This is a genomic window from Methanobacterium sp. CWC-01 (genome assembly GCF_030323845.1).
GTDB lineage: Archaea > Methanobacteriota > Methanobacteria > Methanobacteriales > Methanobacteriaceae > Methanobacterium > Methanobacterium aridiramus.
This window is the reverse complement of record NZ_CP040735.1, coordinates 1797298-1813253: the sequence shown is the minus strand read 5'-3', so window position 1 is coordinate 1813253 and position 15956 is coordinate 1797298. Positions and strand designations below refer to the sequence as shown.

At 52.5% G+C, this 15956-nt stretch carries 16 protein-coding genes; 4 read left to right on the top strand and 12 right to left on the bottom strand.

Translation table 11 applies throughout. From position 1 onward, the window contains the following. Positions 1-279: 279 nt before the first annotated feature. Together aroA and FGU46_RS09905 are read right to left on the bottom strand one after the other, a co-directional pair. Positions 280-1569 carry a 3-phosphoshikimate 1-carboxyvinyltransferase gene (gene aroA, locus FGU46_RS09910; protein ID WP_286474715.1) on the bottom strand — a complete coding sequence of 430 codons (1290 nt, stop codon included), beginning with the start codon at positions 1567-1569 and terminating at the stop codon, positions 280-282. 48 nt (positions 1570-1617) lie between these two features. Continuing rightward, positions 1618-4263 carry a valine--tRNA ligase gene (locus tag FGU46_RS09905; RefSeq protein ID WP_286474713.1) on the bottom strand — a complete coding sequence of 882 codons (2646 nt, stop codon included), beginning with the start codon at positions 4261-4263 and terminating at the stop codon, positions 1618-1620. 130 nt (positions 4264-4393) lie between these two features. On the opposite strand from FGU46_RS09905, the gene FGU46_RS09900 reads away from it, so the two are divergent. From FGU46_RS09900 to FGU46_RS09890, 3 genes are all read left to right on the top strand, one after another. After that, positions 4394-4750 carry a hypothetical protein gene (locus FGU46_RS09900; protein WP_286474710.1) on the top strand — a complete coding sequence of 119 codons (357 nt, stop codon included), beginning with the start codon at positions 4394-4396 and terminating at the stop codon, positions 4748-4750. A gap of 45 nt (positions 4751-4795) precedes the next feature. Then, on the top strand, positions 4796-6451 hold the full coding sequence (gene pheT / locus FGU46_RS09895; RefSeq protein ID WP_286474707.1) for a phenylalanine--tRNA ligase subunit beta: 1656 nt from the start codon (positions 4796-4798) through the stop codon (positions 6449-6451). A 403-nt stretch (positions 6452-6854) separates the two neighbouring features. Then, entirely contained in the window at positions 6855-7226 is a 372-nt protein-coding gene (locus tag FGU46_RS09890; protein ID WP_286474705.1) for a DUF2283 domain-containing protein, read from the top strand. Positions 7227-7247: 21 nt separating this feature from the next. On the opposite strand, the gene FGU46_RS09885 is transcribed toward FGU46_RS09890, so the two are convergent. From FGU46_RS09885 to argC, 6 genes are all read right to left on the bottom strand, one after another. Next, positions 7248-7661, bottom strand: coding sequence for a secondary thiamine-phosphate synthase enzyme YjbQ (locus FGU46_RS09885; protein WP_286474703.1), 414 nt, complete (start codon positions 7659-7661; stop codon positions 7248-7250). Positions 7662-7733: 72 nt separating this feature from the next. Beyond that, positions 7734-8207 (bottom strand): aspartate carbamoyltransferase regulatory subunit, encoded by a 474-nt coding sequence (pyrI, locus tag FGU46_RS09880; protein WP_286474701.1) that lies wholly within the window; start codon positions 8205-8207, stop codon positions 7734-7736. A 130-nt stretch (positions 8208-8337) separates the two neighbouring features. After that, entirely contained in the window at positions 8338-9639 is a 1302-nt protein-coding gene (locus FGU46_RS09875; protein WP_286474699.1) for a preprotein translocase subunit SecD, read from the bottom strand. Continuing rightward, a complete protein-coding gene (locus FGU46_RS09870) occupies positions 9640-10476 on the bottom strand; it encodes a protein translocase subunit SecF (RefSeq protein WP_286474697.1) in 837 nt (278 codons plus the stop codon). A gap of 13 nt (positions 10477-10489) precedes the next feature. After that, positions 10490-11023: a flavodoxin family protein gene (locus tag FGU46_RS09865; RefSeq protein ID WP_286474695.1), complete on the bottom strand. Its 534-nt coding sequence runs from the start codon at positions 11021-11023 to the stop codon at positions 10490-10492. Between the two features lie 150 nt (positions 11024-11173). Then, on the bottom strand, positions 11174-12184 hold the full coding sequence (argC, locus tag FGU46_RS09860) for an N-acetyl-gamma-glutamyl-phosphate reductase (protein ID WP_286474693.1): 1011 nt from the start codon (positions 12182-12184) through the stop codon (positions 11174-11176). A gap of 84 nt (positions 12185-12268) precedes the next feature. On the opposite strand from argC, the gene FGU46_RS09855 reads away from it, so the two are divergent. After that, positions 12269-12439, top strand: a complete 171-nt coding sequence (locus tag FGU46_RS09855) for a hypothetical protein (protein WP_286474691.1) — start codon at positions 12269-12271, stop codon at positions 12437-12439. 529 nt (positions 12440-12968) lie between these two features. Here FGU46_RS09855 and FGU46_RS09850 read toward each other — a convergent pair. The 4 genes from FGU46_RS09850 to FGU46_RS09835 all read right to left on the bottom strand — a co-directional run bounded on the left by FGU46_RS09850 (position 12969) and on the right by FGU46_RS09835 (position 15899). Beyond that, positions 12969-13613: a DUF166 domain-containing protein gene (locus FGU46_RS09850; protein WP_286474689.1), complete on the bottom strand. Its 645-nt coding sequence runs from the start codon at positions 13611-13613 to the stop codon at positions 12969-12971. Between the two features lie 117 nt (positions 13614-13730). Beyond that, the gene (locus FGU46_RS09845; protein ID WP_286474687.1) at positions 13731-14168 is read right to left on the bottom strand and encodes an arsenate reductase ArsC; all 438 of its coding nucleotides are present in this window, start codon (positions 14166-14168) and stop codon (positions 13731-13733) included. Positions 14169-14194: 26 nt separating this feature from the next. After that, the gene (locus tag FGU46_RS09840) at positions 14195-14944 is read right to left on the bottom strand and encodes an ABC transporter permease (RefSeq protein ID WP_286474684.1); all 750 of its coding nucleotides are present in this window, start codon (positions 14942-14944) and stop codon (positions 14195-14197) included. Between the two features lie 31 nt (positions 14945-14975). Continuing rightward, the gene (locus FGU46_RS09835; protein WP_286474683.1) at positions 14976-15899 is read right to left on the bottom strand and encodes an ATP-binding cassette domain-containing protein; all 924 of its coding nucleotides are present in this window, start codon (positions 15897-15899) and stop codon (positions 14976-14978) included. Between the last annotated feature and the right edge of the window lie 57 nt (positions 15900-15956).

The window sequence follows — 15956 nt, the reverse complement described above, 5'->3', positions numbered from 1 at the left end:
AATTGAGTAAGAAACCCAATTGAGGCTCTTTAATTGAAAAAATGGAGAAAAATACGTTTTTAATTCATCTTTTTAGTCAGGTAACGTTAACTCACAGGAGGTCATCACTTTCTTTATGTGGCAATATCTAGGCGCGCATTGGCGGGTGAGGTCATGCCACTGGTAGTGCTGGCAGTTACTCTGATCGCACTTCCCCCCATTTTGACAGATAACTTTTCCATTGTTAGACATTGCACCGTTATCCTACCCTTTAATTAGGACTAATAAGCTACATCCACCCTATTTAACCGCTTCGATGTGGCAACCCAACTTCTCCATCACTCCCCGGTATCGGGGGAAGGATATGTGGTGGACTTCTGCATTTTGCACCCGAAGCTTACCTACTTTAAGTCCCACCAGGGACAGGGCCATGGCCAGACGGTGATCACCATGACTATCCACCACCATCCCGGAGAACTCTTCCGGGATTTTTCCCCCTAAAATTAATCCGTCACGTTCTTCCTGTACCTGGAAGCCTAATTTCGTGAGTTCCTGGGCGGTGGTGCTGATCCGGTCGGTTTCCTTGTAGCGGGCGTGCTCCACCCCGGTTATGGTGGTGGTACCATCTGCCAGGGCCCCTAGAACGGCCACGGTGGGCACCAGGTCCGGTGCGTCTTCCAGGTTAACCTCCACCCCCTGGATCTGGCCGTCACTTTCCAGTTTCACCTCATACTCCCCTCGCTGGACCTGGACTCCCATCTTTTCCACGATGTCCAGGATGATCTTATCCCCCTGATGGGAGTCCCGGAACAGGTTGCGGATGGTGACCTCCGACTCCAGGATCGCCGCAGCGGCGATGAGGTAGGATGCTGAGGAGTAATCCCCCTCCACGGTGTAGTTCTGGGACTGGTAGGTCTGCGGGTCCACCCGGAACCGTTTTTCATCTGGTTGGTAGTCCACCTGCACCCCGAAGTGGGCCATGATATCTAGGGTCATCTCCACGTAGGGCTGGCTCTTGAAATCACCAGTAACCTCCAGTTCCACCCCTTCCTGGGCGTAGGGAGCTGATAGAAGGATGGAGGAGATGTACTGGGAGCTCACATCCCCGGGTATGCTGGCTGAGCCGCCCTGGAAGCCTTCTCGGATGATGATGGGGGCCAGGCCATTGTCCCGGGTGGACCAGGCCCTCACTCCCAGTTTATCCAGGGCCGCCAAGAGGGGTTGCATGGGCCTGGTTCTGAGGGAGTCATCCCCGGTGAGGACCGTGCTTCCCGGGGCCAGGCTGGCCAGGGTGGTGGCCAGGCGGAGGGTGGTGCCGGAGTTTTTAAGATCCAACACGTCCTCCGGGGTTTGAAGCTTTCCAGCGGTGCCCTGCACCAGGCACACTTCATCACTCACCTGGAACTGGCTGCCGAAGGCCTGGCAGGCCACCAGGGAGGCTAGGGTATCCTCGGAGTACAGTGGACTTCTGATGGTGGACTCTCCCCTGGCCAGGGCCGCCAGGAAGAAGGCCCGGTGGGTGTAGCTTTTAGAAGGCGGTGCCTGCACCACCCCTCTGATCTTTTCGGTTTTCTCTACCAGAAACTCCATACCATCACCAATATCACGAATAGGCTTGTATCTCTTTCACTTACCATCTTAGACCTGTATCTCCACCACCAGGTCCAGCTCCTCCACCTGGATGATGTCGACCTTCTCCCCCGTCTTCCCCACCACTTCTTTACGGGTCTGGAGGAATTCCGGGGTTATGATGAGCTCCTCCACCATTAACTGGCCCTCCCTTTGCAGGGTTTCCCCTAACTCCTGGGGGTCCTGGTTCTGGAGGTAGGCCACGATAGTAGGGGCGTCCCTTTTGAAGTGGGGTCCCACCCGGTCCATGCGGGGAGTGACCTCCACCACCACTTCCTGGACCTCGGGACGGCCCACCTCCACCTGCAGGTCCTTTATGCGGATAGTGCCCTCTATATCCTGGTAGGATGCCGTCAGATCATTTTTCACCTCATCCTCGGGGGTGTAGATGGTCACCGCAGCCAGGGGTGTGTTGAGGGGTAATCCCTGGGCGGATTTGAAACGACGCAGCTCTCCAATGATCTGGATACCCATCTGGGCCCTTCTCTCGGCTTCCAGGTCGATGAGTTCCCCCAGGATATCCGGCCAGCGCTCCAGATGCACACTACCCTGGGAGAGGTACTGGTGTATCTCCTCACTGAAGTGGGGTGTGAAGGGGGCTAAAAGCTTCAGGGAGGTGCTGATAACGGTGTAGAGGGTGTACAGGGCTGCTTCCCGGGATTCTTTTTCCGGGCTGTAGAGCCGGTACTTCACCGCCTCGATGTAGTCGTCACAGAACTGGTGCCAGATGAAGCTCTGGATCCGGTTACGGGCCAGTGCAAAGTTGTAAGTGTCCATGGCCCCGGTAACCTCCCCCACCAGCCGGTTGAGCTGGGAGAGTATCCACTGATCCAGGAGTCCCAGCACCGGGAGGGTGTGGGTGGGGGTGTATCCTTCCAGGTTCATACTGGCAAAACGGAAGGCGTTCCAGAATTTCCGGAGGAACTTGTAGCTGTGCTGCACATCCTTCCAGGCGAAGGGCACGTCGGACCCGGGGACGCTGTTAGCGGCCCACAGGCGCAGGGCATCGGCCCCGTACTCCTCTATGACTTCCTCCGGGGCGATGACGTTGCCCCGGGATTTGCTCATCTTATGACCATCATCCCCGAAGACCATCCCGTTGATCACCGCCTCCTGGAAGGGTGATTCTCCGGTGAGGGCGTGGCAGCGCATGATGGTGTAAAAGGCCCAGGTACGGATGATGTCATGTCCCTGCTGGCGGATGCTGGAGGGGTATAAACTCATGAAGCTGGGTTCTGGCCAGCCCGCGATGACCAGGGGGGTGAGGCTGCTGTCCATCCAGGTGTCCAGCACATCCTCCTCGGCCCTGAAGCTGGTGGAACCGCACTGGCAGGGCTCCACTGGTTGTTTCTGGGTGGGGTCCACTGGGAGGTCCTCCTCCCGGGGTAGTGTCACCTCTCCACAGGCGGTGCAGTACCACACCGGGATGGGGGTGGCGAAGATCCGCTGCCGGCTGATGCACCAGTCCCAGTCCATGCTACCGGTCCAGTTCAGGAGTCTGACCTTCATGTGCTCCGGGGTCCAGTCAATCTCCTCCGCGGATTGGGTGATCTCCCCGGAGAGTTGGTTGGCGGCCACGAACCACTGCTTCTTGACCAGGATCTCGATGGGGGTTTTGCAGCGCCAGCACTGGCCCACGTTCTGGTCCACCTCCTCCCTTCGGATGAGATGACCACCCTCTCTAAGGTCCTCCACGATCTTCTCCTTACACTCCTTGATCTGGAGGCCGGCGTAGTCCCCGCAGGCCTCGGTCATGAGGCCCTTCTCATCCAGGGCCTCGATGATGTCCAGGTCGTAACGGTTAACCCAGGACACGTCGGTCTTATCCCCGAAGGTACAGATCATAACCGCCCCGGTACCGAACTCCGGGTCCACCTCCTCATCCTGTATGATCCGCACCTCCCGGTTAAAGAGGGGTACCTGTACCGTCTTACCGGTCAGGTCCTGGTAGCGTTCATCCTCAGGGTGCACCACCACCGCCACACAGGCCGCCAGTAACTCGGGGCGGGTGGTGGCGATCTCCACTCCCTCCCCACCCTCTGCATCCGGGAAGGTGAGGTAGTTCAGGTGGGTCCTGTTTTCATGGTACTCCACCTCAGCAAAGGCAATGGCCGTTTCACAGCGAGGGCACCAGTTCACGGGGTGCACCGCCCGGTAGATGAGGCCCTGGTGGTACATCTTCAAAAAGGAGAGCTGGGTCTTGGCCTGGTACTCCGGGGTCATGGTCACGTACTCCCGGCTCCAGTCCTGGCTAAATCCCAGGCGCATCATCTGGGCCTTCATACCGGCGATGTTCTCCCCGGTGAGGTCGATGCACATCTCTCGGAACTTTTCCCGGGGCACGTCGTTCTTCTTGATGTGGTGGATCTCCTCCACCTTAACCTCGGTGGGCAGACCATGACAATCCCAGCCCTGTGGGAATAAAACTTCACAGCCCTTCATACGTTGATAACGGGCGATTAAATCCATGTAAAGCCAGTTCAAGACGTGGCCCATGTGTATGGAGCCGGTGGGATATGGTGGTGGGGTGTCGATTATGTAGCGGGGTCGGGACTCCTCCGGGTTGAACCGGTAGAGCTGGTCCTTCTGCCACTTTTCCTGCCACTGGGTTTCTTTATGATGATCGTAATCTTTGGGGACTTGGCCATTACTCATTACTTTAACTCTCCTATTTTTTAGTTACATTAAGAGAATAAGCCTTAAGTAAAACATATATGCTTTTTATCAATAGTTGATATAAGTTAGTTGTAGTTAGTATATCTATAAAGTTACGGTGAATAGGAATATGGATTTGTTATGGTTCTACGTGGCAGTGGCCCTGGCCTTGAGTGACGAGTTGCACAGCAAACTCTTCTGGAGCTTGTTCTTCGACTTCTACGTGGTCCTGGCCGGGCTGATCCAGAGAATAGTCGGCAGCAGTATCCGCATGTGGATGGTGCACGAGTTCCTGGAGGCGATCTTCAACTTCGTGGTACTGTCGATAGTGTTCCTTTCCATTCCCATCGGATTCCTGGCGGCGGCGGTGCACCTGGCCGTGGATCTCTTCCACGAGGCCGTGAACCTGAACCTGCCCCCCCTGGAGCACCGTGCCCTGCACTTCGTCATAGAAGCATCCTTCTTCATCCTGGTGTTCTCCCTGTAGACCCCAGGAATCATTAAAAAAAAATAGATTCATGAGATGATCACAATGCCCGTTATAAAATTTACCTACCAGAACTTGGAAGAACTGCTGGGAACATCCCTGGACCAGGAGGAACTCCTGGAACTGTTACCCATGATCGGCAGCGACGTGGAGGACTACGATGAGGAGGAGGTTAAGGTGGAATTTTTCCCCAACCGTCCTGACTTCCTATCGGTGGAGGGAGTGGCCCGAACCCTGCGCGGATTTCTGGGAATAGAGACTGGCCTGCCCCAATACCACACCGAAAGCTCGGGGATGACCATGACCGTGGATCCCCGGCTGGATAAGATAAGACCCTACGTGGCCTGCTGTGTGGTGGAGGGCATCGAACTTGATGAGGAAAAGCTGAAACAGTTAATGGACTTCCAGGAAGACCTGCACTGGGTGCTGGGCCGGGACCGCCGTAAGGTGGCCATCGGTATCCATAACCTGGATGTGGTCCGACCTCCCTTTCACTACCGGGCCGGGTCTCCTCTTGAGGATTCATTCATCCCCCTGGAGTGTGAGGAGGAGTTAACCCTCCAGGAGATACTGGAGCAGCATAAGAAGGGCCGGAGCTACGCCCATCTTCTGGAAAACTTGGAATATTATCCTCTCATTGTGGATGCTGATGATAACGTGCTGTCTATGCCCCCCATCATCAATGGAGAACTTACCAAACTGACTCTGGACACCAGGAACCTCTTGATTGACGTGACCGGCACTGACCTCCAGGCCGTGACCCAGACCCTCATCATCCTGGCCACCAGCTTCGCCGAGGCGGGTGGTAGGATTGGTACCATGGAGATGGCCTATCCAGATCGGACCATGATCCTGCCGGATTTAACCCCCCAGGAGATGATGGTGGAGGTTGAAGATTCGGAGAGGATCATCGGCATCACCCTCAATGCCCGGGAGGTGGCCCAGGCCCTGGAGAGGGTGCGTATGGGGGCGGAGGTGGTGGATGAGAACACGGTTAAGGTACTGGTCCCCCCCTTCCGGGTGGACATCCTGCACCAGGTGGATCTGGTGGAGAACGTGGCCATCGGCTACTCTTTCCCCGATATCAAACCGGACTTACCCCGGGTGGCCACTGTAGCCCGGGAAGACCCCCGGAAGGAGTTTGAAACCCTAATCCGGGAGATCATGGTGGGACTGGGCCTGGTGGAGGTGATGAGCCTTATGTTGACCAACGAGGAGCACCACTACCATATGATGGGACTAACCGAGGAGGAAAGGGTGGAGGTGGCCCAGCCCATCAGCCAGGACCGTACCATGATCCGGCAGAGCCTCCTTAACGGTTTACTGGAATTTCTGGATCATAACAAGCACGAGGACCTGCCCCAGAAGATCTTCGAGGTGGGGGAGGTGGTTTATCTGGATGGTGATGCCGAGACCCGCAGCCAGGGAGTGCGGAAGCTGGCCGCCGCCGTCACCCACAGCCATGCCAACTTCACCGAGATCAAGTCCTTAACCGCCGCGGTGTTAACCAACCTGGGACTGGACATGGACATCAAAATAAAAGAGCATCCCTCCTTCCTGCGAGGAAGATGCGCCGGGGTGGAGGGACGGAAGGATGGCCTGCTGGTACTGGAGGGTGTCTTCGGGGAGATGAACCCCGGGGTGGTCACCAGCTTCGGCCTGGAGTACCCGGTGGTGGCGTTGGAAGTGGAGTTTCTGTAGGGGAATCTTCTCTATTATTTTAAGATAGCGAATTTATTTTTAGCCTGGGGACTAACATAGTATTAAATATATTAATATTATTAATAATTATCATGGAGGAAATCCCCCTGGAAGTATATTTTTTGAAAAATTTAACTCTAGATAATATCAATTTAAGACCACATTCTATCAATAAGATGTTTGATCGGAATATTAAAGATGAATGGATATATGATTGCCTTTTAAATAAAAAATTGATGGGTATAATTAAACAGAGGCCGCAAAGATTCCGGCTTTATTATAATCATCCGGAAAAGTCCCAGAATTATGATCTAATCATCGTCATAGATGTTTCTTCCTCTATTTCAAAATATATTAAGGTAGTAACAACATATGAACAAGAAGTAGACCGAAGGGTGCGCTAATGAAAAATCTATTCCAAATAAAAAAGGACTACGATTTCCAATCAGATATTCTATATCTCCGGATTGTGAATGATTACCATTACCAGGAATCACTGGAAATCGGGAACTATTTGATACTGGATTTTGATGAACAATATCATCCAGTAGCAGTTGAAATTTTAGACGCATCTAAAGTTTTAAATATTTCCAAATATTCCCTGCAGAGTGATTTTAACTTAGATATGGAGATATCGGTAGGGGAAGATCTGATAGCAGTACGTGCTCAATTTGTTCTTTCTCTCCATCAAAAGAGGATACCTGTAGTTAGGGATTTCAGGACCCTTAATGACATCCATTTGCCATCCCAGGAAATAGGATTGGTTATGGAATAAGTTCCGAAATATTATTTCGTTTTAATCCAGCCCCAGTACCGTCACCGTCAGCTTCCGGTGGCGTGGTCCATCCAGTTCCACGAAGAAGATGCTCTGCCAGGTGCCCAGCATCAGCCGACCATCAGCGAAGGGTAACGTCTGTGATCCCCCCACCAGGAAGCCCCGGATATGGGAATCGGCGTTGTTATCGATGCGGTCATGGAGGTACCCCGCCCCGGTGGGTACCAGCTTCTGCAGGGCCACCAGGAAGTCCTCCACCAGTCCGGCTTCGTTTTCATTGATGACCACCGCTGAGGTGGAGTGGCGACTGTAAATATTCACCAGGCCCTCCTGGAGGGCGCTGCTCCGGACTGTCTCCTCCACCAGCCGGGTGATGTCCACCATTTCCACCCGGATGCTGGTGTGCACGTCCACTACTTTCCTAAACATCTGCATCTATCATAACCCCCTGAATTCTTTTATTCCCCCTTTTTCATTAAAAAAATATAAAAAATAAACCTCAATCCCCTACAGGGGTCCGAACTGGTTCTCAATCTCGGCCTGGTCCATGGCCCGTTCACAAAAGTAGCAACGCACCACCAGGGGCTCCTGGCTGGTGACGTAGAACAGGGAGTCCACTGGTTCCTCGGTGTTGGTGATGCAGTTGGGATTGGCACAGCGTATGATGCCGCTGATGGTCTCCAGGAGCTTCACCTTACCCTTGGTTACGATTTCATAGTCCCTTATTATATTTATGGTGGCCTGGGGGGCGATGAGAGCGATCTTATCCACCTCAGCCGATTCCAGTTCCCGGCCCTCAATTTTGACTATGTCCTTGGCTCCCATCTGGGAGGACTTGACGTTCATACCAATGGTCACTGCTGTCTCCTGGCTGGGCAGGTTCAGGATCTTCAGAACGTGCAGGGCCTTGTTGGCGGTGATATGGTCGATGACCGTACCATTCCGTATGGGTGTGACCTTCAGTTCCCGGGGGGTCTTCATAGCCTACTCATCTCCTCGTATCTTATAGGAGGATATGGAGGAGTATGTTAATATAATTTTGCAAGCCAAGAGGTAAATAATTAGAATAAAGTGATAAAACTTGAGAAAAATTAAGGGGGAAGGTAAAAGGTTACTTCCTTTTACCCTTTTTTTTCTTTTTTGAGCCTTTTCGATCTTTTTTACCTTTTTTGGTGGTTTCTTCCTTGGCCGGTGCGGTTTTTATCTTTTTATCAACCACCAACAGTTCTAGGAACTTGGCGTAGACCGGCCGGGTGATGAAGATACCGATCAGCACCCCAATGATGGTGGTGAAGGCGAAACCGGACAGGGTTCCGATACCACTGTATCCCCGGCTGAAGCCCACGTAGGCTAAAGGCAGCATAGCCGCAATGAGAGTTCCGGCAGCGGCGAAGATGATGAAGAAGGCACCTTTAATTCTGGCCTGGAATCCTGTTCTCCGGCTGGTGGTCTTTTTACCCTTGAGCACCTCGTCGGTGATGATGATCTGGTCATCCACCCCGGTACCAATGGCGGCCAGTATACCGGCAATGGCAGCCAGATCGATGTTCCAGTTTATAACACTGGCCGTTCCCAGGATCAGCACCAGCTCCGCCAGGCTGGTGAGGATGATGGGTATCACCAGCACCGGTGTTCGGTAGCGGATGAAGATGATGATACTGATGACCACCAGGGCCAGTAACCCGGCGATGAGGGCTCCGTTCAGGAACTGTTCACCCAGCTCCGCGGAGACACTGCTCACTCCCTGGATGGAAACCTTCACTGGCAGGGCCCCCGACTGCAACACGGTCTGGATGGTCCTGGCCTGGTTCTGGGCCTCTTCTGAGGTATTTTCGGTCCCACTCACCTCCACATCGGTGGATGCGGTTCCGGTGGCCAGTCCCGGGTCCAGGAGTGGTGAGGATATGAGCTGGTCGTCTAGGTACATGTCCACCGGGGCATTGGCCTGACCCTGGGCTACCTCGGCAAACTTCTTAGCCCCCTCGGTGGATATGGTGAAGGGCACACTCCACTGGGTGCCGGTGACCTGGTAGGGTGATACCTTGGTTATATCCGAACCCACCAGGGCAGTCTCATTGTTTATTTTAACCTCGAACTTACCGGGGGTGCCCACCACCTGGGCCACCTGATCCGGCGATACCCCGGCAATCTCCACGATGACGGCCTGGTCCCCACTGGCCCGGACCTTAACATCCTTAACCCCGAAGATGTTCAGTCTACGGTCCAGAACCGCAGTGACCGTGCCCATGGTATCGGCATCCACCGGCTGTTCCAGAGCAATCTGGATCACACTTCCACCTTTCAGATCCAGGCCCTGCTCCAATCCATTGATGGAGATGGAGGCTATGCTTCCTACCACCAGAATGATGAGGAGAATAACCCTCCAGTCCTTGATAAATTCTTTGAAATCCATTTAGCGTGCCTCCAGGTACCATCGGAGTATTCCCAGGTTCATGATCCAAGTGGTCATCAAGTCGGCCAGCAGTCCAATGATAAGTACCGCAGCGATATCGGCCAGGGTCGAGGCGGCGGGTATGAATAAGACCACCACCAAGTAGAGGGCTACCATGGAAGCTATAGCCGCTACAGTCATGGTCAGACCTGTTCCCAGAGCGTTCATGGCCCTTTCGGTGACGGTTCCCTTTTTCTCCTTCAACACCCGGGTGGTGAGGAGGATGTCGGTGTCCACACTGTAACCAATGAGCATTAACAGCCCCCCCACCGATGCCAGGGAGAGGGGAATGCCGAAGAGGCTCATCCCACCAATGGCGATGATTATATCCGAGGCTGCTGCGGCAATAACCGCCAGGGAGGGCACCACACTGCGGAAGATGACAAACACGGTGATGCTCATGAACAGGAAGGCGAAGGCCAGGGCATAGTACACCTGGGTCAGGGCCTCTTCACTTATAAGAGCACCCACAGAACGGTAACTCTGTATGGTGGCCGTTCCCGCCAGGACTTCGGTGAGTTTAACCACATCCACGTTCCCGGCAATCTCCACCGTGGCTTGATCACCAGATATGGATTTAACATCCACCTCCGTGGTTCCCAAGCCGGTGGAGATTGTACTTTCCAGTTCAGCCTGACTCACAGGCTTTTCCAGCTGTAAAATGGCTATTGTGCCTCCCTCCAGGTCTATACTTCCTGGAAGTCCATTAACTGCCACCAGCACCAGGCATAAAATGGTAATCACCACGGGGATGATGATCAGCGGCTTGTATGATGATAATAGTAGTTTCTCTTTCATGACATTCACCGGTTTAAATTCCGTAGATGGGCAGGTCCAGTTCCTGCACCGTGTTTTTAACCTCCTCTGCAATCTCCAGGTCGGTGAAACCACCGGTACCGATGATGATGGAGTTCACCATACGCCCTCCTCGGGCCTCGATCTTCTCTCGCATACGGTTTATAACCTGACGGGCACCCCGGTTACCAATGGTGGTGAAGGTGGCCTGGCCAGCCGTGTTACGTCCCACGGTGGTGAAGGGTATCACGTCCTTACCCTGCAGGTCACACTGGTCGATGAGGGTGATGATGGCCGGGGCTGGCTTGGAAGCCCAGGTGGGGCCCCCGATATATATCAGACCATAATCACTCAGATCTATCTTCTCAGGTTCAATACGGGTTTTATTCTCTCGAACAGCATCTAAAGCTGATTTAAAATAATTCAAGGGACCCATACGTTCCGTGCGGTCTATGACCTCCACCAGGTCCGCCCCTACTGCCTGGGCCAGTGTTTTGGCCACCAGTGCCGTTTTCCGGGTCCGTGAGTAAAACAAAATCACAGTCTTCATTATAATACCTCGCACTATCCCCCGGGTACAAAACTAATAATCACCATTACCCGGGATTTAGAGGTTCACACTAGCTCATAATCTTTAAACCCTACCATATAAGGTTTAGGGATGGGCCTCTAATCCGGTGATGGGGGTCTGGCATCCCACCTAGGGATGCAGACCAATTCCCTCCAGGGACAGGGTCTCAGGGAAACCGCACATCAGGTTCATGTTCTGCACCGCCACCCCGGAAGCGCCCTTAACCATGTTATCAATGGCCGATACAACTACCAGACGCCCGTTATCATCGGTCTGGAAGGCTCCGATGTGGCAGTAGTTAGATCCCCGTACCGAGCTCAGGCGTGGTACTTCACCATCCTCCAGGACCCTGATGAAGGGCTCATCCTGGTAGAACTTCTGGTAGAGGTCCACCATCATATCGGTGCTGATTTCATCCCGGGGGTAACAGTGCAGGGTGGTCAGTATCCCCCGGATAACGGGCACCAGATGGGGGGTGAAGCCCACCTTAACCGGGGAGTACTCGGAAAGTTTTTCCTGGATCTCGGGCATGTGCCGGTGGCTGGTGAGGTTGTAGGCCACCACATTATCCCCACAGTTGGGATAGTGGGTGGCGGGTGTGGGTTTAATCCCGGCTCCACTAACTCCGCTCTTGGCGTCCATGATCACAAATTCCACCAGTTCCTCGTTCACCAGGGGCAGGGCCGCCAGGATGGACCCGGTGGGGTAGCAGCCAGGGTTAGCCACCAGCTGGGCCTTCTTTATAGACTCCCGGTATATCTCCGGCATGCCATACACTGCATCCAGGGGGTGGGTGTGTTTCAACCCGTACCACTTCTGGTAGGTTTCCAGGTCCTTGAAGCGGTAGTCCCCGCTCAAGTCCACCACCTTCATACCCTTCTCCACCAGGGGGGGTACGATGTTCATGGAGGCCCCGTGGGGGGTGGCGGTGAAGACCAGATCCGCATCCATATCCCCGGGGGAGATATCCTGGAATTTCAGGTCCAGATCCTGCAGGTGGGGATGTACCTTCCGTATGGCCAGTCCGGCGTGCTGTCGTGATGTGGCCGCCACCACCTCCACCTGGGGATGGTAGTGCAGAAATCTTAAGAGTTCTCCGCCAGTGTAGCCACTGGCTCCTATAATACCTACTTGTAACATGATACTCACCATCTAATTCCTTAGGGTTACTAACTTTAATATAATTTTATCATCATCTTTTATCTGGTTACCAGGGGATAAGGATTGCCTTTTGAAAATGTAGAAATGGAAGATGGATGGCTGGTCTGCTGGACCAATAAAGATTCAGGGAAGATTTTCTGGGGGATCCAGACATTCATTATGAGGGAGGATGAAATTGGTAATATCCTGATGGGGATCAGATTTATTAACACCCCTCCTGGAGGCGTTATTTAGTTAGAAAGGCAACTCTAGGTTTAATATGGTATTTATATATCCCTAGAAGAGTCAGTATCATAAAAAGACCATACTCCGGTACAGGTAAGGTTAGCGGAGCAGGGAATATTCTTATAACCATTTGAAGACTGATTATTAGGTGAGCCAAAGATTAGCTGAATTCCTTTTTTTAAAATTATCATTAAATGGTGGGATATGGAGTAGATGGGTCTGGAAAAGAACTTCTCCCTAACCTGACTCTTAAAAACCTTTATTGCATCCGGTAAATTTCGAAAAGGACCTAGAAAGCCGGGATGAACGGGAATTAAATAAAAAGATTTATATGTGATGATGCTTGATCAATATTTGTCCAAAAATAGGTCCCTCCAATCCTTGTTTGGAGGTTTGGACACGGAGACGGTTTTTTCGTCGGTGAGCGCACAATATTGTTCAGGGAATGATTTTGTGCCTCACACCTTAATAAATAACTGATTCTAAATGGTAGCGTTCATGGCGGTTATTTAAGATTTTATTCCTTTTTCTTAGCTTATTATTTCTCCAGGGCTTCCTGGAAGGCATCCTTGTGGAAGTTGGCAGCCAGTTCCTTTTTACACTCATCATCGGTGAATAATCTCATCTTAGGGGCCCGGCAGGGATAGTGCTGGATCTTGAGTCCGGCCTTAATGGGCAGGTTAGCAGTCTTTTCACCCCTTAACTCCTGGGCCACGAAGTAGGTGGATCCGCAGGGAGAGCATCGTTCCACCTGGATATCCACCACCCTATCACCCTGGCAGCTGATATGGACCACAGGTCGGCCGAATTTGGCCACGAACTGGTCGAAGGTGGGGTTGCCGTTTTCGGTTAGGTCGCACATGTTCTCGGGGCAGGTCACGTTACCGTAGTTGAGTAACTGGTTCTTAAAGCCCTCACCCCTCCAGGCGCCCACGATGATCCAGTCCACCTGGCTGTGGATGAGGTCCACCAGGTCCAGAGAGAGATCCGGGTGCAGGATGTAGGTGATGACCAGGTCGGCGCTTTTAATTTTCTCCAGCTCCTCGGGGGGTATTTCCACCTCCTCCACGAAGGTACCGGCCGGTGGTTCCAGGACTACAAATTCGGTTTCAAATTCCTCTTTTATGGTGGCGTAGGCCCGTTCTCCGTAGGGACCGTCGGTTACTATGGCTATTTTGATCATGTTAATACTTCCCGTGATTTTTTTAAATTCTGCTTCAATTTCAGTGCCTTCCTTTAAACTCTGCTTCTATTTCCAGTGGCCGGATATGGTTAAACCGGGTTTCTATTTTAAGTCGACCTATCCTGGTTTAAACTGGGCTTCAATCCAATCCCGGATCTGGTCTCTCACCTGGCGGAACCCTTCCAGTTTTTCCTCTGGACTGAGCTGGTTATCCACGGATATCTCCCGGGGATCAGGGAATCCCTGGTGAATAAACCGAGCGGCAGTTAAGAATATGGGACACTCTTCATCTTCCCCTCCACATAAGGACACCACCAGGTCAAATTCCTGGCCCTGGTATTTTTCCAGACTCTTCGCTTCCAGGGGAGACGTATCAACACCCAGCTCCTGTAAGACCTGTAGGGTCAGAGGGTTGATGGCTCGGGGATCAGAGCCAGCACTGTAGACCTGGTAGCAGTCCCCATATAAATGTCGCAGGATGCCCTCCGCCAGCTGGGACCGGCCGGAGTTGTTGCGGCAGATGAAGAGGACCTTCTTTTTCTGGTTATGATTCATAATATTATCCACATTTACTTCTAGTTCTAGATCCGCATGGGCAACGTTTTTTTATGGATCTTCACGGCCAGGACGAAGAATATCAGGGTAAATATGATGATAGCCACGAAATCCACCCATAAAGGATAGTAACTCACCTTTTGCAGGGAGTAACGGGTCAGATCCGTGAAGTAGGTTAGGGGGGATAAGGAGGCTATGATTTTACCCCAATAGGGCAGGTTCTCCAGGGGGATGAAGATACCGCTGATGAATACCAGGGGGAACTTGACCAGGGAGGAGATCATCATGACGTTGGAGGGGGCGTTGGTGGGTGGGGTGGCCAAGAGAAGACCCAGTGCCGAGAAACATACGGAAGCTAACATGATCCCCAGAAGCAGGACCAGGAAATGGATGGGAATGACTCCCATCAGTATTCCAATAAGCACCGGGACCAGGGAGATGAAAAATCCGAAGATAACCGAGGCCAGCAGGTCACCCATGATCAGGGTGTAGATGGATATGGGGCAGGCCATCAGCCGTTCCAGGGTGTTCATCTGGGACTCCCAGGGAGTTATAACCGGGGACACCGAGGTGGCGGTGAAGAGCATGGTCATCCCAATGAGGCCCGAGACCAGGAAGTCGGTGGACAGGTTCTTACTCCCGGTCAGGAAAGCCAGGAACAGGAATAATGGTATCAATATCCCGAAGATGATGACCGGCCCTTTGAGGTAGTAGATCAGGATGTCCTTTTTCATGATGGCCAGGGAACGTTTAAACTGGTCACTATAAATGGACATCCTTAAGCCCTCCCGATGAGTATGGACATCCTTAAGCCCTCCCGATGAGTTCCATGAACACCTCTTCCAGAGAAGGATTTAAGGTGTTAAGAGCTATGATTTTAATATTTCTGGATTTAGCAAATTGGGTGACCGAGTGAATGAGCAGATTAACGTCATCGGTGTTTAAGGTATATTTATCACCCGTTTTTTTGACTTCCAGCACTCCCGGTATTTCTGATAAATCAGCTTGGCGGACCGGAGCATGGAAGGTTACCTCTATAAATTTTAGCTTCTTAATCGTCCTTTTCAGGTTCTCCGGGGTGTCAATAGCGGCGATCTTGCCCTGGTTAATGATGGCTATCCTTTCACATAGCTGGTTAGCTTCCTCCAGGTTGTGGGTGGTGAGGAAGATGGTTTTCCCCTTCTCCCGGAGCTGCACCAGCATCTGTCGGATGAGAATGCTGCTTTGCACATCCAGGCCACTGGTGGGTTCGTCTAAAAATAGGAGTTGGGGGTCGTTGATGAGGGCCATGGCCAGGATCAACCTCTGTTTCATGCCCTTGGAGAAGCCCTTAACCTTATCATCTTTGCGGTGGTAGAGGCCGAATTCTGTTAAAAGACTCCCAGCCCTTTCCTGCGCAATATCAGAGGAAACCCCGTAGAGTCCGGCCATTAACATCAGGTTCTGCCAGGCCGATAGATCCACGTAGGCATTGGAGGTTTCCGGTACCACACCCAGGTGTTCCTTGGCCAGTAATGGTTCCTTCTGAATGTCGTAGCCCATTATGCAGGCCCGGCCCTGGTCGGGTTTGATGATACCAGTTAACATGCGGAGGGTGGTGGTCTTCCCCGCACCATTAGGACCTAGGAAGCCGAATATCTCTCCCCTAGGGACCTGGAAATCCACGCCATCCACGGCTTTGATATTGTTATAGCTCTTGGCCAGGTTCTGAACTTGTATGACATACTCCATGCATTTTCTCCACTATTAAATCACTAATTCACTCTTATTAAGAGTAAGGTAAGGGGG